Annotated in this window: 20 protein-coding genes; 12 read left to right on the forward strand and 8 right to left on the reverse strand. The window is 73.3% G+C overall.

All coding sequences use genetic code 11. From position 1 onward, the window contains the following. From IE180_RS18510 to IE180_RS18545, 8 genes are all read left to right on the forward strand, one after another. Positions 1-429 (forward strand): sensor histidine kinase (locus tag IE180_RS18510; RefSeq protein WP_268255469.1); only part of this gene is annotated, 429 nt, incomplete at its 5' end. A 959-nt stretch (positions 430-1,388) separates the two neighbouring features. Next, complete coding sequence (locus IE180_RS18515) at positions 1,389-2,579, forward strand: cytochrome P450 (protein ID WP_190158002.1); 1,191 nt, start codon at positions 1,389-1,391, stop codon at positions 2,577-2,579. A 38-nt stretch (positions 2,580-2,617) separates the two neighbouring features. Next, a complete protein-coding gene (locus IE180_RS18520; protein WP_030690098.1) occupies positions 2,618-2,827 on the forward strand; it encodes a ferredoxin in 210 nt (69 codons plus the stop codon). Positions 2,828-3,283: 456 nt separating this feature from the next. Next, positions 3,284-4,057 carry a maleylpyruvate isomerase family mycothiol-dependent enzyme gene (locus tag IE180_RS18525; protein WP_190158003.1) on the forward strand — a complete coding sequence of 258 codons (774 nt, stop codon included), beginning with the start codon at positions 3,284-3,286 and terminating at the stop codon, positions 4,055-4,057. Positions 4,058-4,338: 281 nt separating this feature from the next. After that, complete coding sequence (locus tag IE180_RS18530) at positions 4,339-4,932, forward strand: dihydrofolate reductase family protein (protein ID WP_190158004.1); 594 nt, start codon at positions 4,339-4,341, stop codon at positions 4,930-4,932. 199 nt (positions 4,933-5,131) lie between these two features. Continuing rightward, positions 5,132-5,827, forward strand: a complete 696-nt coding sequence (locus tag IE180_RS18535; protein ID WP_190158005.1) for a type 1 glutamine amidotransferase domain-containing protein — start codon at positions 5,132-5,134, stop codon at positions 5,825-5,827. 130 nt (positions 5,828-5,957) lie between these two features. Beyond that, positions 5,958-6,410 carry a nuclear transport factor 2 family protein gene (locus IE180_RS18540; RefSeq protein WP_190158006.1) on the forward strand — a complete coding sequence of 151 codons (453 nt, stop codon included), beginning with the start codon at positions 5,958-5,960 and terminating at the stop codon, positions 6,408-6,410. A gap of 306 nt (positions 6,411-6,716) precedes the next feature. Continuing rightward, the gene (locus tag IE180_RS18545) at positions 6,717-7,160 is read left to right on the forward strand and encodes an erythromycin esterase family protein (protein WP_373302797.1); all 444 of its coding nucleotides are present in this window, start codon (positions 6,717-6,719) and stop codon (positions 7,158-7,160) included. Here IE180_RS18545 and gap read toward each other — a convergent pair. The 5 genes from gap to IE180_RS18570 form a co-directional block, all read right to left on the reverse strand. Continuing rightward, on the reverse strand, positions 7,126-8,124 hold the full coding sequence (gene gap, locus IE180_RS18550) for a type I glyceraldehyde-3-phosphate dehydrogenase (RefSeq protein WP_190158007.1): 999 nt from the start codon (positions 8,122-8,124) through the stop codon (positions 7,126-7,128). The genes IE180_RS18545 and gap overlap by 35 nt on opposite strands. A 110-nt stretch (positions 8,125-8,234) precedes the next feature. Then, on the reverse strand, positions 8,235-9,191 hold the full coding sequence (locus tag IE180_RS18555) for a GlxA family transcriptional regulator (protein WP_190158008.1): 957 nt from the start codon (positions 9,189-9,191) through the stop codon (positions 8,235-8,237). Between the two features lie 103 nt (positions 9,192-9,294). Beyond that, positions 9,295-9,666, reverse strand: a complete 372-nt coding sequence (locus IE180_RS37380; protein ID WP_308434416.1) for a hypothetical protein — start codon at positions 9,664-9,666, stop codon at positions 9,295-9,297. Between the two features lie 126 nt (positions 9,667-9,792). Next, positions 9,793-10,326, reverse strand: coding sequence for a GNAT family N-acetyltransferase (locus IE180_RS18565; RefSeq protein WP_190158009.1), 534 nt, complete (start codon positions 10,324-10,326; stop codon positions 9,793-9,795). 57 nt (positions 10,327-10,383) lie between these two features. Continuing rightward, positions 10,384-10,812 carry a nucleoside deaminase gene (locus tag IE180_RS18570; protein ID WP_190158010.1) on the reverse strand — a complete coding sequence of 143 codons (429 nt, stop codon included), beginning with the start codon at positions 10,810-10,812 and terminating at the stop codon, positions 10,384-10,386. 93 nt (positions 10,813-10,905) lie between these two features. Here IE180_RS18570 and IE180_RS18575 point away from each other — a divergent pair, with 93 nt between their 5' ends. Further along, complete coding sequence (locus IE180_RS18575; protein WP_190158011.1) at positions 10,906-11,352, forward strand: nitroreductase family deazaflavin-dependent oxidoreductase; 447 nt, start codon at positions 10,906-10,908, stop codon at positions 11,350-11,352. On the opposite strand, the gene IE180_RS18580 is transcribed toward IE180_RS18575, so the two are convergent. Then, the gene (locus IE180_RS18580) at positions 11,286-12,431 is read right to left on the reverse strand and encodes a DMT family transporter (protein ID WP_190158012.1); all 1,146 of its coding nucleotides are present in this window, start codon (positions 12,429-12,431) and stop codon (positions 11,286-11,288) included. The two genes, IE180_RS18575 and IE180_RS18580, sit on opposite strands and share 67 nt — an antisense overlap. 72 nt (positions 12,432-12,503) lie before the next feature. Between IE180_RS18580 and IE180_RS18585 the strand changes: the two genes are divergently transcribed. After that, complete coding sequence (locus IE180_RS18585) at positions 12,504-13,418, forward strand: LysR family transcriptional regulator (RefSeq protein WP_190158013.1); 915 nt, start codon at positions 12,504-12,506, stop codon at positions 13,416-13,418. Here the strand turns inward: IE180_RS18585 and IE180_RS18590 are convergent. Next, the gene (locus tag IE180_RS18590; protein WP_190158014.1) at positions 13,410-14,243 is read right to left on the reverse strand and encodes a class II fructose-bisphosphate aldolase; all 834 of its coding nucleotides are present in this window, start codon (positions 14,241-14,243) and stop codon (positions 13,410-13,412) included. The two genes, IE180_RS18585 and IE180_RS18590, sit on opposite strands and share 9 nt — an antisense overlap. 39 nt (positions 14,244-14,282) lie before the next feature. Beyond that, a complete protein-coding gene (locus IE180_RS18595) occupies positions 14,283-15,206 on the reverse strand; it encodes an SIS domain-containing protein (RefSeq protein WP_190158015.1) in 924 nt (307 codons plus the stop codon). Between the two features lie 172 nt (positions 15,207-15,378). Here IE180_RS18595 and IE180_RS18600 point away from each other — a divergent pair, with 172 nt between their 5' ends. Then, the gene (locus IE180_RS18600; protein WP_190158016.1) at positions 15,379-16,185 is read left to right on the forward strand and encodes a DeoR/GlpR family DNA-binding transcription regulator; all 807 of its coding nucleotides are present in this window, start codon (positions 15,379-15,381) and stop codon (positions 16,183-16,185) included. A gap of 235 nt (positions 16,186-16,420) precedes the next feature. Further along, entirely contained in the window at positions 16,421-18,445 is a 2,025-nt protein-coding gene (locus tag IE180_RS18605) for a phosphocholine-specific phospholipase C (protein ID WP_190158017.1), read from the forward strand. Positions 18,446-18,484: the final 39 nt, after the last annotated feature.

Here is an 18,484-nt window from a genome sequence, read left to right on the forward strand (position 1 = left end):
CTCGCCCCCGCCGACCTCGCCGGAGGCGGCGGCCTCGAAGAGGCCCTGCGCGCCCTCGCGGAGCGGGAGTCCTCCGAGGCCCTCCAGGTCCGCTTCCACCAGGACGGCACGCCCTCCACCGCCGTCCCCGGCCGCGTGCAGGCGGCGCTGCTGCGGATCGCCCAGGGCGCGCTGGCCAACGTCCGCGAGCACGCCGACGCCGACACGGCGGCGCTGACCCTCAGTCACCTGGACGACCAGGTGGTCCTGGACGTCGCCGACGACGGCCGCGGCTTCGACCCCGCCGGGAAGCCCGGGGGCGTGCGCGGGCACGGTCTGCCCGCCATGCGCGCGCGTGCCCGGCAGCTCGGCGGCGAGCTCATGGTCGAATCGTCACCGGGCGGGGGCACGGTCCTGACGGCCGTGATCCCTCTGTCACCACCGTCCTGACGGCCCGCGCCCCTCTCCCGCCATGGCCGTCGTCGCCCCTTCGTCACCCCGTCCTGGCCGGTCTCGCCCCTTCGTCGCCCCGCCATGACCGCCCTCGCCCCTGCGTCACCCCGCCCCGGTCGGTCTCGCCCCGAAGGCCCCCCGGCCCCCGTCCGGCGCGGTGACCACTCGCTCGCGGACCACCCGCCCGCCGACCCCTCACCCGCTCCGGAGCAGCTCACCCGCACCGCGACCGGGGCTCCCTCGGCATCCGGGCCGGCCGACGCCGGAAACCAGCCGTCGCCCCGGCTCGTCACGGCGCGGAGCGGTCGGGCGTCGCCGACGTCCACGGTCCCCGACTCCACGTCGGAGGCACGGACCGGGCGCGTGACCTGCCGGTGGCGGGAACGGGGCCGGAGGTCCGCCCTCAGGCGCAGCCCCTTCTCCGCCTTCCGGCTCTGCACGGCGCGGGCCTTCCCGATCGGCTCCGGGACGGCCGGTCCGGTCCGTCCCCGGACACCGTCCTCGCCGGGCTCGCCCCGTTCCGGCACTCCGGACACGGCGGCGGCTTCCTCCGCGGCCGCGCCCCGGCAGGCGACACCGCCCGGTTCCCGCCCGGACGCGACCTCCGGGCGGGCGTCGAGCCCCGCGGTCCGGCAGTGCTCGACGAACGGGACTCCCGAGGGGCGGTCGATCTCGCCGAGCCTGAAGGCCTCTTCCCCGGCGGGTGAGTTTACGGCCACCCCTCAGACCGTCCGCGGGTGCGGGGGAACGGCCTCGGTGGAGGCGTACCGGAACCGGAGGAAAGGCCTCGGGCCCGGTCACGCCGGGCCGAAACCCCTCATGGGACCACCCGCCGTACGGGCCGCGCCCGATCCGGTGGAATGGCCGAACTGTGCATAGACCAGATAGGTGCCTGAGGCATGTAGTGGAGACGGCACCACAGTCCCTGCCACCGATGCGCTCCCAGCGAGGCCCCCGTGACGAAAGCCGTGGCGTTCCCCCAGGACCGGACCTGCCCCTACCACCCGCCCACCGCCTATCCCCGGACCGAGGAGGAGCACCCGCTGACGCGGGTCACCCTGTGGGACGGAAGGCCGGTGTGGCTCGTCACCGGACACGCGGCCGCCCGTTCGCTCCTCGCGGACCAGCGGCTGTCCACCGACTCGACCCGTGACGACTTCCCGCTGCCGACGGAACGCGCCACGGCCGTGCGCAGGCGCCGACGCGCGGCGCTGCTCGGCTGGGACGACCCCGAGCACAACGCCCAGCGGCGGCTGTTGATCCCCAGCTTCACCCTCAAGCGCGCCGAGACCCTCCGGCCCCGCATCCAGGAGACCGTGGACCGGCTCCTCGACGCGATGGAGGCGCAGGGGCCGCCGGCGGAGCTGGTGAGCGCGTTCGCCCTGCCCGTGCCGTCGATCGTCATCTGCGACCTGCTCGGTGTGCCGTACGCGGACCACGAATTCTTCGAGGAGCAGTCACGGCGGCTGCTGCGCGGCCCGACGGCCGCGGACACCGAGGACGCGCTGGCCCGGCTGGAGGGCTACCTCGGCGACCTGATCGACCGCAAGCGCGAGAAGCCCGGCGTCGGCGTCCTCGACGACCTGGTGGCGCGCGGGGCCGAAGACGGCGGACCCGGACGCGAGGAACTGGTGCGCCTCGCCACGATCCTGCTGGTGGCCGGCCACGAGACCACGGCGAACATGATCTCCCTGGGCACGTACACCCTGCTCCGCCACCCGGAGCGGCTGGCGGAGCTGCGGGCGGACCCCGGGCTCCTGCCGGCCGCCGTCGAGGAACTGCTACGGTTCCTGTCGATCGCCGACGGGCTGCTGCGGGTCGCGCGGGAGGACGTCGACGTCGCCGGGACGGTGATCCGGGCGGGCGAGGGCGTGGTCTTCTCCACCTCGGTGATCAACAGGGACGCCTCCGCGTACAGCGACCCGGACACCCTCGACTGGGCACGGTCCGCCCGTCATCACGTGGCGTTCGGTTTCGGCATCCACCAGTGCCTCGGGCAGAACCTCGCCCGCGCGGAACTGGAGATCGCGCTCGGGACGCTCCTGCGCCGGCTGCCGGGGCTCCGGCTGGCCGTTCCGGCCGAGGAGATCCCGTTCAAGCCGGGCGACACGATCCAGGGGATGCTCGAACTCCCCGTCACGTGGTGAAAGGAGCGGAGCGGAACATGGCGAAGGAAGCGGTGCCCATGCGCGTGTCGATCGACGCGGACGTCTGCATCGGCGCGGGGCAGTGCGCCCTCACGTCCCCGGACGTCTTCACCCAGGACGACGACGGATTCGGGACGGTCGTCCCGGGCCGGGAGGACGGCACCGGAACACTGGTCCGCGAGGCGGCGCGCGCCTGTCCCGTACAGGCGATCACCCTCCATGACCTCGCCGACGAACCACGTGCGTGACGGCGGTCGGCAAAGGCGCCGAGGGGCGGGCACCGTCACGGACCGACGGTGCCCCCTCCCTGCCGACCGGTCACCACGTCCGCGCCTGCCGAGCGGGCGAACGGCGCACGGCCCGGTCCCGCTCCTGTGCGGGCCCGGCGCCATGGGGCGGCCGCTCAGACCGGACCGCATCGACGCGGCCCGTCCGGAGGAGGTGTCGGCCGCGGACTTCGTCGGGCACCGCGGCGGCGGCTGCCCTTCTGGTCGGACCCGACACCGGGTGATCCACCGGTTCGACGAGATCGGCCCGGCCCGCCCGGACCGGATGGGTGGGTCCAGGAGGGGTCGAAGTCGCCGTCGGCGAGCAAGGCGCGGAGTTCCAGGGCGGCTTCGGTGCCGACGCCGCGGCCGGCCGTCGACGCGTTCGTCCGACAAATTCGCTACTCGGCGGCCGGAGCGCCGTGATACACATCCGCCGTGCAAGAAATCTTGGAGTTCCCCGAGGTCCTGCGGCTGATCGAAGACCGCTCGGCCGCGTTCCGCGCCGCGATCGCGTCCGCCCCCGACCTCGACGTCCAGGTCCCGACCTGCCCGGACTGGACGCTGCGCGAACTGGCGCAGCACCTCGGCGACGGCCGCCGCCGCCAGGCCGCCGTCGTCACGGCCGGCCCCGGCGCCGAGCCCCCGGCGAGGACGGACCCGAAGGGCGCCCCGACCGCGCCCCGCGACCGCGGGGCCCTGGACGCCTGGCTCGCCGAGTCGACCGAGCTCATGCTCGACGCGATGCGCGAGGCGGGCCCGGACCGCGGCTGCTGGACCTGGTGGGGCCGCTCGCAGGCCCCGGAGACCAGCGGAGCTGTGGCCCGGCACCAGATCCAGGAGATCGCCGTCCACACCTACGACGTCCAGCTCACCCAGGGGGCCGCGCAGCCGCTGCCGACGGACGTCGCCGTCGAGGGCGTCGACGAGTTCCTGACGACCGTCTCGGCGACGACCGTCCCCTGGCCGTTCAAACCGGCGACCATCGACCTGCACGCGACCGAGGGCCGCTCCTGGCGCCTGACCCTCGACGCCGACGGCGTCCGCTGCGACGACCTCGCCGCCGACGCGGAGCCGGGCGACATGGCAGTGCGCGGCGCGGCGAGCGAACTGGTCCTCTACCTCTACGCGCGCGTCCCGCTCGACGACCTGGAGACCACCGGCGACACCGAGCCGATGGAGCAGCTCGCGGACTGGGACCCGAACGCGTAGAGCACGCGCTTGCGACGCGGCGGGAACGGTCGGGTCCGTCGTCGGTCGTCCACCGTGCGGCCCGGCGGTCGGCCTCCTCCCGGGTCAGGCGGCCCCCGGCAAGCACGGCGAGGCGCTCTTCGGACTCATCGAGCGTCGACCGGCGGCTGGGGCCCGTGTCCTGACCGTACGGGTCCTGACCGTACGGTCAGGACCGACGCCGTCCGATGCGGGAACGGGGTCCTGAGGCGGGCGGGCGTCGGCGGTCGTAGGGTCGGAGCTGTTCCCAAGGAGGGCTTCCGATGCGCAGCGTGACCTACTCGATGGGCGTCTCGCTCGACGGCTACATCGTCGGGCCGGACGGTGGCTTCGACTGGACGGCGCCCGATGAGGAGGTCTTTCGCTTCTGGATCGACGAGATCCGAGAGGTCGGCGTCCACCTGCTGGGGCGACGGCTGTACGAGACGATGCTGTACTGGGAGACCGCTGACCAGGACCCGTCGCTCGACGACGCGGAACTCGAGTGGGCCGCACTCTGGAAGCCGCTCCCCAAGGTGGTGTTCTCCACCACGCTGTCGACCGTGCGGGGCAATGCCCGCCTGGTCTCGGGCGGCCTCGTGGAGGAGATCGAGCGGTTGCGGGCCGAACCGGGGCGGGGCGACATCGCGATCGGCGGCGCGGGGCTCGCCGCCGAGGCGGCCGCATCGGATCTGATCGACGAGTACCGGGCCGTGGTCCACCCGGTGCTGGTCGGCGGCGGCATCCCGTTCTTCCCCCGGCACCAGCGCCGAGTGGATCTCGAACTCGTCGAGACCCGCACCTTCAGTTCGAGGTTCGTCTACCTCCGCTACCGGGTGGCGCGCCGGGGCTCGTCCCAGCAGGGCGGCCGAGCATGATCGTATTCCCGATGGAGCCATTGGCGTCCCTATCGGAGCCATCGGTTTCTTCATTGGATACCTATGGCCCTCGGGCCTACTGTCGAGAACGTCGCCGCTCCGGCGAGCTCGCCGGAGAACGCCACTCGGGTCAGAGTGTCGGTGTGCGCACCCCCGTCTCCGGGCCCGGGTCGGGCCCGCCATCCCCTGGAGATCCCCCATGTCGAAGATCCTTTTCGTGATGACCGGCGCCGACCACTGGACGCTGGCCGACGGCACCAAGCACCCGACCGGGTTCTGGGCCGAGGAGGTCGTCGCGCCGTACGAGGCGTTCAAGGCCGCCGGTCACGAGGTCGTCGTCGCCACGCCCGGCGGCGTCGTCCCGACCGTCGACGCGGGCAGCCTCGCCGCCGAGGTCAACGGCGGCCGGGAAGGCGCGGACAAGGTCGCCGCGGCGCTCGCCTCCATCGGCGAGATCCAGCACCCGATCAGCCTGGAGGACGCCCGTCCGGCCGATTACGACGCCGTCTTCTACCCCGGCGGCCACGGCCCCATGGAGGACCTCGCCGTGGACACCACTTCCGGCAGGCTGCTGGTCGACACCCTGCGCTCGGGCAAGCCCCTGGGCGTCGTGTGCCACGGGCCCGCCGCGCTTCTCGCCGCCACCGACGCCGACGGCTCGAACGCCTTCGCCGGCCGCAAGGTCGCCGCCTTCAGCAACGCCGAGGAGACCCAGGCCGGCCTCGCCGAGAAGGCGAAGTGGCTGCTGGAGACCCGGCTCGTCGAGGCCGGCGTGGACGTCCAGGTCGGTGAGCCGTGGGCGCCGCACGTGGTCGTCGACGGCAACCTGGTCACCGGCCAGAACCCGTCCTCCTCCGCCCCGCTCGCCGCCGAGCTGCTCAAGAAGCTGGGCTGATCCTCCATCAGCACGGCCCCGGCTCGCCGCGCGCCGCACGACCGGGCGCGCGCGGGCCTGGACAGGGACACCTCCCCTCACTAATCTCCTCCCCACTTAATCAATTAGTTGACTAGGCGTGGAGATGTCCATGAAGCCCTTCCGTCAGGCCGTCGAGGCGAACGACCACGCGGCGATCGAGGCGCTCCTCGCCGAGGACGTCGTCTTCACCAGCCCCGTGGCCTTCAGGCCCTACCCGGGCAAGGCGATCACCGCGGCCGTCCTGCGCGGGGTGTCCCGCGTCCTCACCGACTTCCGTTACGTCCGGGAGATCACCGGCGAGGACGGCCGCGACCACGCCCTCGTCTTCGAGGCCCGCGTCGGCGACCGTGCGATCACCGGCTGCGACTTCCTCCACCTGAACGACCAGGGCCTCATCGACGACTTCATGGTCATGGTCCGGCCGCTGTCCGCCGCGCAGGCGCTGTCCGAGGCGATGGGGGCGCAGTTCGAGCGCATCGCCGCCGAGGCCGCCGACACCGCCTCCGCCGCCGGGGCCGCCTCCGCTTCCACCGCCGGGGCCGCCGAGCCGGACCCGGCGTGAGCATGGCCACGACGCCCTCGTCCTCGGCGCCGGCAACGCCGGCCTGACCACGGCCGCCCCCTCCGACAGGCCGGCGTGCGGACCCCTGGCGTCCTCGCCCCGCGTACAGTCGCTGCGGACGACGAGCTGTGCCGGGCATCCGCCACGGGGCGGGAGGGAGGACGCGCGCGTCGGACGAGGTGACGTCGTGGCTGGCCCGGGTCGCCCTGCCGTCGACCCGCCTCACCGCCGGTGCGCCCACCACCGATCTCCAGCCGTGGAAGGGCGTCCGCGTGCGGGCCGCCGACCTGGTGACGCGCGTGCGACGTGCGAGAGCACGCGGACCCGGGGCGGACGGTCTTCGCCGTGCGCGACCGGCACATGGCCGACGCCGTGGAGGCGGTCCTCGACGACCCGTCCGTGAGGGTCGCCCCGTGGGCGCACGACGGGCACCTCGGCAGGCGCCGCCACGGCGGCGCCGTGCCGTCCCTGGGACAGCACCTCCGCTCCCGGTGCGGCGACGCCCCTTACGCGCTGGGACCGCTGTTCGGTCGCGGAGCGTTCCGCGCGGCGGATGCGGCTCCGTTCCCGGGCCCGTCCGCCTCCTCGCCCTTCTCCCTCCGGAACGGGCGGAGGTCCGGAAACGCGTCACACGCCGACCCCAGTGCGGTCGGGGTCGGCGTGTGGCCGTGCCCGTCCCCACCGCGTGCGGTGGGGACGACGGTCGGGCTCGTCGTCAGCTCGTGGCGAGGAGCTGCAGGGTGTCGATGACGCGGTTCGAGAAGCCCCACTCGTTGTCGTACCAGGCGACGACCTTGACGTGACGCCCCTCGACGCGGGTGAGGGCGGAGTCGAAGATCGACGAGTGCGGGTTGCCCACGATGTCGGCGGAGACCAGCGGGTCGTCCGAGTACTCGAGGACACCGGCCAGCGGACCCTCGGCGGCGGCGCGGTAGGCCTCCAGGATCTCCTCGCGGGTCACGTCGCGGGCGACGGTCGTGTTGAGCTCCACGATGGAGCCCACCGGGACCGGCACGCGGATCGAGTCGCCGGACAGCTTGCCGTCCAGGTTCGGCAGCACGAGGCCGATGGCCTTCGCGGCGCCCGTCGAGGTCGGCACGATGTTGACGCCGGCGGCGCGGGCACGGCGCGGGTCCCGGTGCGGGCCGTCCTGCAGGTTCTGCTCCTGCGTGTAGGCGTGAACCGTCGTCATGAAGCCGTGCTCGATGCCGGCGAGGTCGTCGAGGACCTTCGCGAGAGGCGCGAGGGCGTTCGTCGTGCAAGAGGCGTTCGAGACGATCGTGTGCAGATCGGCGTCGTACGCGTCGGTGTTCACGCCGTAGGCAAGGGTGACGTCGGCGCCGTCCGCGGGCGCGCTGACGAGCACCTTCTTGGCGCCGGCGTCGAGGTGCGCGCGGGCGGCCTTGGCCGAGGTGAAGCGGCCGGTGGACTCCAGGACGATGTCGACGCCGAGTTCGGCCCACGGCAGCTGCGCCGGCTCGCGCTCGGCGAGCACCTTGATGCGGCGGCCGTCGACGACGAGGGTGTCTCCGTCGACGGTGACCGGGCGGCCCAGACGGCCCGAGGTCGAGTCGAAGGCGAGGAGCCGCGCGAGGGCCGTGGGCTCCGTCAGGTCGTTGATGGCGACGACCTCGAGGTCGCTTTCGCGCTCGAGGAGCGCGCGCAGCACGTTGCGTCCGATGCGGCCGAAACCATTGATGGCGATACGAGTCATGAGCGGTGTCCCTTCCGATTCGCCACCCAGGTTCGCGCGGAATGATCGTTCCGACCAGCGGCGTGATCGCCACGGTCCGCAAGTATCGCGCCAAGGGACCGGCGGGCGGGTCACTCCCCCTGCGCGAAGGTGCGCCGGTACTCGGTCGGGGTGGTGCCCAGGATGCGCTGGAAGTGCAGGCGGAGATTGGCTCCGGTGCCCAGGCCGACGTCGGCGGCGATCTGCTCGACGCCCCGCTCGGATCGTTCGAGCAGCTCACGGGCCATGTCGATACGGGCGCGCATGACCCACTGCATCGGCGTGTAGCCGGTGTCCTCGACGAACCGGCGCGAGAACGTGCGCGGCGACACCGCCGCGTTCCGGGCGAGCGTCTCCAGGGTGAGGGGCTCGCCGAGCCGGTGCAGCGCCCATTCGCGGGTGGCGGCGAACCGCTCGCCGAGCGGCTCCGGCACGCTGCGGGGCACGTACTGCGCCTGGCCGCCGCTGCGGTACGGGGCGGCCACCAGCCGCCGGGCGGCGTGGTTCGAGGCGCCCACGCCGAGGTCCCCGCGCAGGATGTGGAGGCAGAGGTCGATGCCGGAGGCGGCACCGGCGGAGGTGAGCATGCTGCCCTCGTCCACGAAGAGGACGTTCTCGTCGACGTGGATCAGCGGCCGCTTGGCCGCGAGCGCCCGCGCGTAGTGCCAGTGCGTCGTGGCCCGTTTGCCGTCGAGGAGGCCGGTGGCGGCGAGGGCGAAGGCCCCCGTCGAGATGGCGGCGAGCCGCGCCCCGCGCGCGTGGGCGGCGATCAGCGCGTCGACGACGGCTCGCGGGGGGTCCTCGCGATCCGGATGCCGGTAGCCGGGGACGAAGACGATGTCGGCCCACGCGAGCGCCTCCAGCCCGTGGGCGACCTGGTACGACAGACCGTCGCCGCCGGCCACGATGCCGGGCTCCGCGCCGCAGACCCGTACCTCGTACGGCATGCTCGCCCGGGTCGTGAACACCTGGGCGGGGATTCCGACGTCGAGGGGTTTCGCGCCTTCGAGCACGAGGACGGCGACGCGGTGGAGACGTGAAGCAGACACGTCCACGAGGGTACGCGTACACGTGTCCTCCCTGGTCAGGGGCGTCCGCGGCCGCCCCTGACCGCCGGACCCGGACCCCGGCCGCCGTGGTCCCGTCGGATCGTCACCGGGGCGGGCCGCGGTCGGGACGAACCACCACCGGGACGGGATCGTGGTCGGGACGGAACCGCGCCGTCCGGAACTCGTCGCCCGTGGCGGGAGCCTCCGGTACGCGACGGCACTCATGGTCGTCGGCACGCTCATCGAGAAGCTCACGGGCCGGCCGGTGTCCGAGGCGTACGAGCACCGCGTCTTCAAGCCGCTGAAGCTGCGCGATACCTCGCACGTCCACCCCGACACGCGCGTCGAGGACCTGCGCGTACGCCTTCTCGACCCGCGACGGCCGGCGCAGCCTGTCGGCCGTCGCGAACACCTCGGACCACGGTGCCGCCGACACGGCGCTCGGCGGAACGCCGGAGGCGGCCTTCTGCGGCAAGAAGCCGGCGGTGGCGCCGTCCTCGCGGGCCGCCTCCCCGCCGGCGGCCCGCGGCTTCTCGTCGCTGCCGGCGGAGCGGGACCTCGCCGGAGCGCCGCTGACGGCCCTCCGGCGAGGTCCCGGTGGTCACGCCCGGTACTCGGTGAGGTCGATGGCGTAGATCCGCAGCGGAACGCCGAGGGCCGGGTGGCTCACCTCCCGCTCCGGGACCATGCCGAGCTTGCCGATGACGTTCGCGGAGGCCCGGTCACCGATGTGGGCGATGGCGACGACCCGGTCGAGCCCGCGGTCCTGGAGGGCGAACTCCAGGACCGCGTGGGCGGCCTCGGAGGCGTACCCCTGGCCCCAGAACTGCCGGCCGAGGCGCCAGCGGATCTCCACGTCGGGAAGCACCTCCGGGAGGAACTCGGGCACGGAGAGACCGACGAGGCCGATCAGTTCGCCGGAGCCGAGGAGCTCGACGGCGAAGAGCCCGAAGCCCTCCTCGTCCCACTCCTCCTCGTACCGCTCGACGGCCTCCGCGGTCTGCTCCGGGTCCAGGACCGAGCCGTCGCCGACCCACCGCATGACCTCGGGGTCGGCGTTGATCTCCGCCATGGGGACGAGGTCGTCGTCGGTCCAGCGGCGGAGCATGAGCCGGGGGGTGAGGATCTCGGTCATGTCCTCATCCTGACGCATGCGGCGTCCCGTCTCACCAGGGCCCGGGCGGGCGCCGGGTCAGCGGTAGTAGCCCTCGACCACGGCCCGTACCTCGTCGAGCAGGGCGGGGCCGTCCTGCGGTACGGGCGGGCGGCCACTGGCCGGGCGGATGTCGAGGAGCTGTTCGCCGGAGAGGGCGTACACGACGCGGCGGAGGCCGGCCTGCCGGATGACCGCTTCGCACATGCCGCAGGGCTGGCAGCTGGTGTACATGGTGGTCTCGGCCGCGGTGGCCGGGTCCAGTTCCCGGGCCGCCCACCGGGCGAGCTTGAGTTCGGGGTGCGCGGTGATGTCCCGGTCCGTGAGGGTGGTGTTGCGCTCCTCGGCCAGGACGGTCCCGTCCGGGGCCGCCAGGAGTGACCCGAACGGGGGATCGCCGCCCTCCCGTGCCTCGGCGGCGAGGGCGATGGCGCGGCGGAGGAGGGCGTGGTCGTCGGGTGTCGTCATGACGGCTCCGTTCTGACGCGGTGTCGGGAAAGTCGGATAGCGTCGGGACGGCCGGGCCTGCGCCGGCGGACACCATCCGAAAGGACACACATCATGCCCCTCGAAGGCGAGTACGAGCCCAGCCCGACGGCGTGGGTGCGCAAGCAGGTCGAGCTGTACGAATCGTCCGGCGGCACCGAGGGGACGACGATGCGGGGCCTCCCCGTCGTCCTGGTCACGAGCCTCGGCAGCCGGAGCGGCAAGCTCCGCAAGACCCCGCTCATGCGGGTCGAGCACGAGGGGTCGTACGCGCTCGTCGCGTCCAACGGCGGCGCGGTCAAGCACCCCGTCTGGTACCACAACCTGGTGGCCACGCCCCTGATCGAGCTGCGCGACGGCCCGCACGTGGAGGACATGAAGACGCGTCTGGTCACCGGCGGGGAGCGGCGTGCGTGGTGGGAGCGGGCCGTCGCCGCGTTCCCGGACTACGCCGACTACCAGCGCAGGGCCGACCGGGAGATCCCCCTCTTCGTCGCGGAACCGGTCGTCCGGGACGTGTAGGCCGCACAGCTCCGCGGCCCCTCGGCGGCGCCCGGCCGGAGGGGCACCCGGTCCCGGGCCGTCGGGGCCGTCGGGGCCGTCGACCGGACGGCTCGCGCACCGGGGCGTGGTCCGGGAAGCACCCTCCAGCTCCGGACTGCCGGCGTCCGGCGTCCCGGAGGCGTCCCGGGAACCCCCGTCGGTCCGGTCTCCCCGGCCGTCGCGGGTCGCGGGACGGACCTCGCCCGCAGGCGGGTCAGGCCCACGCCGACCAGGACGACCGTCATGCCCGTCAGTGTCCGGGCGGTCAGCGGCTCGTCGAGCACCAGCGCGCCCAGGGTGACGGACACGACCGGCAGCAGGTATCCGACGGTGGCGGCGCTGGTGGGTCCCTCCTCGGCGATCATGCGGTAGTTGAGGTGGAAGGTGAGGCCGGTGGCGAAGACGCCCAGGACGAGGACCGCGAGCAGTCCCGTCACGGTCACGGTCGCCCGGCCGCCGGCCGCCACGGCGGGTGTGCTGAGGGCGGTGGCCGTGAGGAGCTGCGCCGCGGAGAGGGCCAGGGGCGCGGTCCCCCGGTCGGTGAGCCGGCGGGCCATGTACGCGAAGGCCGCCGCGTAGCTCATGGAGGCGCCGAGCAGGGCGAGCGCTCCCCAGGTCATCAGGCCGGAGCCCGTGCTCCAGGGCGCGAAGATCACCAGGACTCCGGCGAAGCCGAGGACGAGTCCGCAGGACCGGGCGGGGCGCAGGGGGCGTTCCGTTCCGAGGCCGAGGCCGAGGAGGAGGGACCAGAGCGGGGTGGTGGCGTTCAGGACGCCCGCCGTCCCGCTGTCGACGGTCTGCTCGCCGACGGAGAAGAGGAGGAACGGCAGCGCGTTGCAGAGGAGGGCGGCGATCACGAGGCGCCCCCAGGTGCCGCGGTCCCCCGGCAGCCGCTGTCCGGCGCCGTGCGCGAGCGCGAGGAGGACCGCCGCGCCGAGGAGGCAGCGCACGAAGGTGATCCACCCCGGGGTGAGGCCCTCGTCGAGGGAGATCTTGATCCAGAGGAAGCCGGAGCCCCAGAGCAGGGCCAGGACGCCCAGGCGTATCGCCGAAGTCATGGCCTCCACGGTCCCGGCTCCCGGCCGACAGGACAAGCGAAGGTTCGTGCAGGCAGCGTTAAGCTCTCCTGCATGCTCGACGTGAGACGCATGCAGGTGCTCGGGGCCGTCGTCGCCAGCGGTTCGATCACGGCCGCCGCCGGACACCTCGGCTACACCCCCTCCGCCGTGAGCCAGCAGATCGCCGTCCTGGAGAAGGAGGCCGGCATCGCGCTGCTCGAACGTTTCGGCCGGGGCGTGCGGCCGACCGCCGCCGGCCGGCTGCTCACCGAACACGCCGCCGTCATCGGACGCCAGGTCGCCGAGGCGGAGACGGCGCTCGCCGATCTCCGGGCGGGCCGCACCGGGCGGGTCGTCGTCCGCTACTTCGCCACGGCCGGCGCCGACCTGGTCGCACCCGCCCTGGCCCGTTTCCGTGCGGAACACCCGGGCGTGCGCGTGGATCTGAGGATCGCCGACGGCGCGCCCGACGAGGAGGCCGACCTCACCCTCCTCGTACGGCCCCGGGGCGCGGGACCGGAGACGTCCGGCGACGGCCTCCGGCTCGTCCCCCTGACCGAGGACCCGTACCGTGCCGTGCTGCCCAGGGGCCACCGGCTGGCCGATCGCCGCGGCGCCGTCGACCTGGTGGACCTGGCAGCCGAGCCGTGGATCGGCAGCGAGCGTCCGGGGCCCTGTCTCGACGCGGTCCTCGACGCGTGCGCGGCGGCCGGGTTCAGCCCGGACATCGCGGTGGAGTGTGAGGAGTACGCCGCCGCGCAGGGGTTCGTCGCGGCCGGACTCGGCATCAGTCTGATCCCCCTGATGGGCCTCGGCAGCCGTCACCCGAGCGTGGTGGTCCGCAGGGTCCGCGGTCCCGAGCCGGTCCGCTCGATCCACGCGGCGGTACGGGAGTCCTCCCTGGCACTGCCCGCCGTACGGGACCTCCTGACGGCGCTTCAGGAGGTCCGGGCGGGCGGGGTCACGTCGTGCGGGCCGTCACGGTGAGAGCACCGTCAGGAGGTGGGAGACCTCGCGGGCCACGGCCGCGCGGGCCGGGGTGAGGTACGTGCGGGGGTCGACCGTCGTGGGGTGTTCGTCGAGGTGGGCGCGGACGGCCTCGGTGAAGGCCTTGTTCAGGTGGGTGGAGACGTTCACCTTGGTCATGCCCGCCGCGATCGCCGCGGTGAGGTGCGGGTCCGAGACCCCCGAGGAGCCGTGCAGGACGAGCGGGGTGTCGACGGCCGCGCGCAGCCGGGCGATCAGGTCGAGGTCGAGGACGGCGTCCCGGGTCACCATCTGGTGGGCACTGCCGACCGCGACCGCGAGGGCGTCGACGCCGGTGGCGGCGACGAAGGCACGCGCCTCCTCGGGGTCCGTGCGCACGCCCGGGGTGTGGGCGCCGCCCTTGCCGCCGACCTCGCCGAGTTCCGCCTCGACCCAGACGCCGTGGCTGTGGCAGTGCTCCACGACCTCTCGGGTCGCGGCGACGTTCTCCGCGTACGGGAGTCTGGAGGCGTCGAACATGACCGATCCCAGGCCGAGGGCGACGGCCTCGCGGACGAGGTCGGGGTTCTCGGCGTGGTCGAGGTGGACGGCGACGGGGGTCTTGGCTGCGCGGGCGACGGCCAGGGAGGCGAGCGCGACCGGTTCCAGGGCGCCGTGGTAGCGGACGGTGTTCTCGCTGATCTGGAGGACGACCGGACGGTCGGCGTTCTCGGCGCCGGTCACGATGGCCTGCGCGTGTTCGAGCTGGAGGACGTTGAACGCCCCCACCCCGGTGCCCGCGGCGCGGGCGCGGCGGACGATCTCGTCGGTGGGCGTCAGCGGCATGGTGTCTCTCCCGGACGGTGGGCGGGGGCGGGGCGGCGGTCAGGCACGGACGTCGGCGAGGACGACGGAACGGGTCAGGTTCCGGGGGGCGTCCGGGTTGAGCCCCCGGGCCTCGGCGACGGCGACGGCGAGCCGCTGGGCGCGGACGAGCTCGGCGAGCGGGTCGAGGTCGCTCTCGGCGAGGGTGCCGCCGACCTTGCGGACCTCGTCCGCGAGCCCCGCGGGGAGGGCACCGAATCCCCAGGCCACCCGGCCGGGTCCGGTGATGCTGATCGGGCCGTGCCGGTACTCCATGGCCGGGTACGCCTCCGTCCAGGCACCGGCCGCCTCGCGCATCTTCAGGCCCGCTTCCAGGGCGAGCCCGTACGTCCAGCCGGTGCCGAGGAAGGTGAACTGCTCCGCCGTGCGCACGTTCTCGTCGAGCGGGGAGGCAAGGGCCCGCTCGGCGTCGCGGGCGGCGTCCTCGACGGTGGCGAGCCCCTCCGGCAGGGCGTCCTCGGCCTCCAGGTGGGCGCGGAACAGGGCGAGCACGGTGGTCGCGAAGCGGGTCTGGACCACGGACTCCTCGTCGGCGAAGTCGAGGACGGCGACCTCGTCGGCGAGGTCCATCACCGGGGTCGTGGGGTCCGCCGTGACCGCGCCGGTGGGGACCGTGCCGCGCAGCCGGGACAGCACGGCGAGGACCTCGCTGGTGGTGCCGGAGCGGGTGATGGCCACGACCCGGTCGTAGCGGCGGCCGTGGGGGAATGCGGAGGCGGCGAAGGCGTCGGTCTCGCCGTGGCCGCCCGACTCGCGCAGCTCCGCGTAGGCGAGGGCCATGAACCAGGAGGTGCCGCAGCCGATCACCGCGACCCTCTCACCGCGCCGGGGCAGGGCCGCGACGTGCTGGGACAGGGTGCGGGCCGCCTGGCGCCAGGTCGCCGGCTGGGAGGCGATCTCCACGGCGGTGCGGGTGGTGGTCATGCCGATCTCCTTGCAAGAAGAGTGCGCGATGGTGACGGAAGATGCTTGAAGATAGGGGTATTCAATCAGAAACACGCATCCCCTTTCCAGATCCCACGCCTGTCGGCGCTAGAATCGGACGCGCGCACGAGCGGGTGGTCATGCGGTCGTGGCCCCGACGGAGGAGGGACCCATGTCCAAGCACGAGCGGTGGAACACGCTCCTGGAGCTGCTCGCGGCCTCGGGGAAGCTGGAGGTCGAGGAGGCGGCGTCCGCGCTCGACGTCTCCGCCGCCACGATCCGCCGGGACCTCGACGAACTGGCCGAGCAGCAGCTGCTGGTGCGGACGCGGGGCGGGGCGGTCGCGCACGGCGTCTCGTACGAGCTGCCACTGCGGTACAAGTCGACGCGGCACGCGCCGGAGAAGCGGCGGATCGCGGAGGCGGTGGCGGATCTGGTCGCCCCCGGCGAGGTCGTCGGGCTCAACGGGGGCACGACGACGACGGAGGTCGCACGGGCGCTCGCGCTGCGGTTCGCGAGCGGCCGCGCCGAGGGCCCGGGGACCGCCGTGTCCGCGGGGCCCGCCCTGACCGTGGTGACCAACGCGCTGAACATCGCGGGCGAGCTGGCGGTGCGCCCGCAGATCAAGATCGTCACCACCGGGGGCGTCGCCCGCCCCCAGACCTACGAGCTGGTGGGTCCGCTGACGGTCGGGGTGCTCAGCGAGGTCGTGCTCGACGTGGTGGTGCTCGGTGTCGACGGGGTCGACGCCGAGCTCGGCGTGATGGCGCACCAGGAGGACGAGGCGAGCATCAGCCGGCTCTTCGCGGAGCGGGCGAGCCGGGTCGTCGTGGTGACCGACTCCTCGAAGATGGGCCGCAGGGCGTTCGCGCGGATCTGCGGGCTGGACCGGATCGACACGCTCGTGACCGACACCGGCATCGCCCCGGAGACGGTGGCGCAGCTCGCCGAGGCCGGGGTGAAGGTCCTCACCGTCTGAGGCGCCGCCCGAGCCGCCCGACGCGACGTCCGGCGCCCGGCCCCGCGCCCGGCCCTCGACCCTCGGTCCGACGTTCCACTCATTGGTCTGAGGTCGAACCAATCCGCACCCTGGTATCTCAGGTCCTGCGGGTATTCACCGATTAATTACCGCACGGCTGTACACCTTTAAGCTCTCCTCCCTCATCATGTCTCCGACGTGCCGCTGGGGCACACCGTGACAGGAGGGGCGAGGCATGATTCCCATCAGCCGCAGGGGGTTCGTCGGGATCGGCGCGGGGCTCATGGCGGGGGCCGCGCTTCCGCCGGCCCGGGCGTCCGCCGCCGCGAGCGCCGCGACCGGCACCCTCGCCGACGTCCGGCACGTGGTGATCCTCATGCAGGAGAACCGGAGTTTCGACCACTACTTCGGCACCCTGAAGGGCGTACGGGGCTTCGGTGACCGCGCGGCCGGCAATCTGCCCGGCGGCTGGGGCACGTTCAACCAGCCCAACTGGGGCGGCCGCCAGTACCCCTGGAAGCTCAGCGACACCCCGCCCGCCGGCGGGGTCGACGGCGAGACCCTCGCGCAGTGCAACGGCGACCTGCCGCACAGCTGGACCTCGCAGCACGCCGCCTGGAACAAGGGGCGCCTCGACAACTGGGTCACGGGCGTGGGCAACACCCGGACGCTCGGTCACCTCGACCGTGGGGACATCCCGTTCCACTACGCGCTCGCCGACCACTACACGATCTGCGACGCGTACTTCTGCTCGACGCTGAGCGCCACGGGCCCCAACCGCACGTTCCTGTGGAGCGGGAAGATCGACGGCTCCAGCAAGGACGGCGGCGACGAGTCGGGGCTCACCTGGGAGACGTACGCCGAGGCGCTCCAGCGCGCCGGCGTGAGCTGGAAGGTCTACCAGAACGCCCAGGACAACTACGGCGACAACGGCCTCGCGTACTTCAAGAAGTTCACCGACGCGCGGCCCGGGGACCCGCTGTACGACCGGGGCATGGGCTCGGTCCCGAAGGTGACCGGCTCGACGCCGGACGACATCGCCGCGGCGATCCGCGCCGACGTCGTCGCGGGAACCCTGCCGCAGGTGTCGTGGGTGGTCGCGAACGAGGCCTTCTCGGAGCACCCTTACGCCCCTCCGGGGGACGGCGCCCACTTCGTCGACCTCGTCTACCGCGCGCTCGCCGCGAACCCCGAGGTCTTCGACTCCACGGTGCTGTTCCTCAACTACGACGAGAACGACGGCTTCTTCGACCACGTGCCGCCGCCGGTCGCCCCTCCGGGCACGGCGGGCGAGTACCTCGACGGCGTGCCGATCGGCCTGGGCTTCCGCGTCCCGATGATCGTCATGTCCCCGTGGACCCGGGGCGGTTGGGTGAGCTCCGAGGTCTTCGACCACACCTCGGTGCTGCGCTTCATGGAGAGCTGGACGACGGCCCTCGGCACCCCGGCCGCCTGCCCCAACATCAGCGCCTGGCGGCGGAAGGTCACCGGCGACCTGACCGGGGTCTTCGACTTCGCCCACCCGGTGTACGGAGTGCCCGCCGGCCTTCCGTCCACGGCGAAGGTGATCGGGCAGGCCACCTGCGGCCCGCTGCCGAACCCGGCACCGCAGAACAACGCCCTGCCCGCCCAGGAGGCCGGCACCCGGCCGGCCCGCGCCCTGCCGTACCAGGTGAACGGCAACCTCGACCGCTTCGAGTTCGGCGCCTCGGGCAAGATCCTCGCCTGGTTCTCCATGACGAACCAGGGCGCGGAGGCCAAGCGGTCGGCGCACTTCTCGATCCACCCGCACCAGTACCGGGACACCGCCGCCTGGCAGTACACCGTCGACCCCGGCGGCACGGCCACCGACTACTTCAACATCGGCCTCGGCTCCGGATCGGGGAAGTACGACATCTCGATGATGGGTCCGAACCGTTTCCTGCGCCGCTTCATCGGGGACGCCTCCAAGGCGGGCAAGGCCGTCGAGGTGGCGGCCCGGTTCGCACCCGAGGCGGGGACGGGCAGGACGGCCCTGTGGTTCACGATGACCAACACCTCGGCCGGGCCCGTCACCTTCACGATCCGCTCGAACGCCTACCGCTCGGACGGGCCGTGGACGTACACCGTACCGGCGAACTCCAGCCGCGAGGACTTCTTCAACGCGGTGGCGTACAACGACGGCTGGTACGACTTCACGATCCTCGCCGACATCGACGGGAGCTGGTCGCGCCGGTACACCGGCCACATCGAGACCGGAGCCCCGAGCGTCAGCGGCTGACCCCCTCCCCCGTGCGCCGGGCAGCGGCTTCCGGTCCGC

Origin of the sequence: Streptomyces litmocidini, from assembly GCF_014649755.1 — a bacterium.
In the GTDB taxonomy this organism is placed as follows: domain Bacteria; phylum Actinomycetota; class Actinomycetes; order Streptomycetales; family Streptomycetaceae; genus Streptomyces; species Streptomyces litmocidini.